This window comes from Dehalococcoidales bacterium, from assembly GCA_035529395.1.
Classification (GTDB): Bacteria; Chloroflexota; Dehalococcoidia; order Dehalococcoidales; family Fen-1064; genus DUES01.
Genome location: DATKWT010000076.1, coordinates 1 through 3,641 on the forward strand (window position 1 = coordinate 1; position 3,641 = coordinate 3,641).

Here is a 3,641-nt window from a genome sequence, read left to right on the forward strand (position 1 = left end):
CGCGCAGAGCGCCCACGTAAACGCTTACGACTCAGCTGACGGCGCTCTCAAGTGGTCATGGGCATTTCCGGAGGCTGGTGGCTCTGCTGCAAATCCATGCGTTATAGAGGATGGTGGTCAGACATATATCTACGCCCATAATGGTAATGAGGGCAAAGTATACTGCCTCAAGGACGAGGGGACCAGCGCTTCCTTGTTCTGGAGCTTTGACGCAGGCAGCGGCGCCTGGGGACAAGGTGCAGTAGGCAGCGACGGAACGTACTATGTCGGTGATACTGGCAGCGATATAATATATGCTCTGGCACCGTATGACGGTACTGTTGTAATTACCACATTCGAGCTTCCTGATGGCGCGCCTGGCTCGGCTTACTATGAACAACTCGGCGCATGGGGCGGTACCGAACCCTACAACTGGTCTCTCGGCGGTTCTTTGCCAACCGGCCTGACCTTGAGCGCCGCGGGCCTCATCTCGGGGACAATAGATACCGGCGCTACCGGACTCTATGAGTTCACGGTGACTGTCACCGATTCCGAAGCAACACCGTCCAGCGACACGAAAGCCTTCTCGATATACGTCATAGCACCCCCGCCGCGTCTTACTGGTGGGTATGACACAGGCAAAGTTGATGAGTACTATGAGGATGGTGTCGAAGTGATCGATGGTTGGCCTCCGTTTACCTTCAGTTATACCGGTAGTCTGCCACCAGGCCTAACCATGGATCCAAGCACCAGTGTGGTCAGCGGAACTCCAACGACACTCGGCGTTTATACCTTCTCGGTGACTGTGACCGACAACTGGGAACCAGGAAGGTCCGACAGCAGAGGTTACGGGATCATTGTCGTCACTGATCCACCAGAGGTTACCGATGTTGCCAGAAACTCATCAGGCAATATTGAGTTAACATTCACGGACGGTGGAACGACTATCAGTATTATCTCTAGCATAGATCCGTATGACTATAACGAAGGCAACATGGACTGGATGACCGTTGAGGCCTCCGGCCTCACAAGCGGAACCTGGGAAGACACGACAACGCCTGCCACCGGTGAGAAGTACTACCACATCGTGCCGGCAGGAGAGATGTGGTCCGGAAGCCTCATTGCGTACGAAGGTTTCGACTACGAACCTGGCGCTTTCGGAGGCCAGAACGGCGGCGTAGGCTGGGCTGATGCGTGGGAATTAGTCGGCACCCAGGGACAGGAGAACATCGTCGCCACGGGACTCGGATACTCATACATGCCCGTAACCGGTGGAGCGCTCCGCGCGACGGCCACTGCCGACACTCCGACAATGTGGTGGCGTCGCAATTTGGGCAGGACAATTGGCGAGACCGGAACTACCCTTTGGGTCAGCTACCTGTACCACGCCATCAACAGGGGTGATGGAGATACGTTCCTCCATCCGAGAGACGCTTATCAGGTGATGTTTGGCAAGAGATGGGGCAGCATGTTCTCCATCAACAACCAGGGGGGTTATTCGCCGGTAGTAGAAGGTGAGACGTATTTCCTTGTTGCCCGTTACGACTTCAACGATGGCGATGATGATGTGTGGATGTGGGTTAACCCGCCTCTGGGCGTGGAGCCGAATACTGCAGATGCAGATTCACAGATCCATGAAGCCAGTGACATGGGGCAGGGTACAATCGTTACCCAGAACGTCCAAGGTTACGGCCTGAACGATGTTCTTCTCGATGAGATTCGGTTCGGCGAGAGCTGGAACTCGGTGATTGGCATGATGCCAATAAGCTTCAATAAGGAGACCTACGGGATGATGACATCCAACCTTATAACAGGCCGCAACATGGAATCCACACCGTTCGAGCCGTATCCCCAAGGTGGCGGCACACCAGGCAGTGCCTCGCTCGACAAGTATGTCGGCACACAGTTGACTGGACACCCTGTCAATCAGTGGGTTTCCGACAGGATCGAGGCATGGGACGCCAACCTTCAGAGCTACATGGCCGCTTGGCTAAAAGCAGGTGTTGGATGGAAAAACTGGGGCAGTGCGGTTGATCCCCCGGTATTTAGTATCGACTCCGATAAGGGGTACTGGTTCAACATCAAGGGGACTGCGAAGACCTTCAAGCACTGTGGTCGTGTCTCGAAGACAAATCGTTCGCTTGCTGTTGTCAGAAACAGGAATATGCAGGGTTCTTGCTTCCCGGTTTCTGTTGCTCTTGAGGATGCAGGACTTATCAGCAGCGGCTTCTTAGGCCACCCGGTAAATCAGTGGGCCTCTGACAGATTAGAATTTTGGTATGCAGCAGGTCAGAACTATGTCGGTGTTTGGTTCAGGACCGGAATCCTCCTCGTTACTGATAACTTCGAGGACAATACTGACGTCAGATTCACGGCCTCGGCCTGCACGTTGGACTTCAGCCTCACCAATGAGATGGTTATCGGCACGTTCACGGGTGCGGCCTACTATACCTGGGGTAGTTTGGCAGCTGCCGATCCGCCAAAGGACCCGCCAGCACCTTGGAACTTCACAAGCGGCAAAGTAACCATGGACGCGAAGATTGTCATCGACACCCTTGGCGGGACCCGCGACATTAACGGTCAGAGTGTTTTACTCCGCATGTACACCGGGACGTACGACGAAGTAGGCGGAACTTGGGCGCTTGAAGGCTGGGAGGATTTCAATTGGGTTGCTCAGGTTGGTGATAACGGCGTGTGGAAAACACTCTCTTACGACCAGGGCACGGGCGTAGCCACGGACAATGCCGGTGCCGGGTATGATCCGGCCAACTTTTATCGCATTGGCATCAGGGGCAACGATCCTGGCTTCCAGGCGGCTGATGAGATTCATGTCAGGAATTTCAGCGTTAGGGGTGGTGCCTGGAGACAATGGGGTAGTCCTATATTACCTCCAGTTGCTCCGTATGATAAATTCGATCCATGCGAAGGCTGGTGGATGAATATTAAACAGCTAACAACAGGATTCACCTGGACGTATCCGAAACCGTAACTTTAGAAATAGAGCGTTACTTCAGGAGCGAAGATCCTGAGTGACTCTTCATAAATGAGGGAGGGTAAGATGTAATTCTTACCCTCCCTTTTTCTGACTCGCTCTGTCGGGAAACCGGAATAATGTTGACAGTGAGGTCTCCGTTTTCTTAATGCCCAACCTCCTTTTACTGCTGATAAATGAAATGAGCGAGGGCCAATTGCAGGCATAACCGGTAACGTTCAAAGGTGGTATCTGGAGAGCATGGAGCGGCTTCACGTTCCCTCCATATCCTCCGTATGATATGCTCGATCCCTGCAAAGGTTTCTGGATCAAGGTCAACAACACTCCATTCACGTGGACATACAAGACTCCTCCAAACAGGACCGTGGAGGACTAAAAGAGAAATTGGGCGAAATCAATCCACACTGATTATCAAGCCGGCCATTTTCTCGTCGCTGATGCCATAATCGCTCAGTTCCTTTCTCAGTTTTCTGAGGTCCGGCACATAATCACGATAGAAAATGCAGCCCATGTCTGTCGTGATACCGTACGGTTCAATCGATGCGGGTACAGCGACCGTTTTCCCACGTTCGAGACGTATCTTGCCCCCCTCCCAAGTAACCGTGCCTTCCCCGTCTATGCAGTGCAGGATGAAATACCTTCCGCAAATCTTTGGAGCGGTGCATTCATG

General features: G+C 53.2%; 2 protein-coding genes. One reads left to right on the top strand and one right to left on the bottom strand.

What is annotated here, in order from left to right; translation table 11 throughout:
- Positions 1-2,968, top strand: a 2,968-nt coding sequence (locus tag VMW13_04750; protein HUV44123.1) for a putative Ig domain-containing protein, incomplete at its 5' end; no start/stop codon positions are given.
- Positions 2,969-3,365: 397 nt separating this feature from the next.
- On the opposite strand, the gene VMW13_04755 is transcribed toward VMW13_04750, so the two are convergent.
- On the bottom strand, positions 3,366-3,641 hold a 276-nt coding region (locus tag VMW13_04755; GenBank protein HUV44124.1), incomplete at its 5' end, for a hypothetical protein.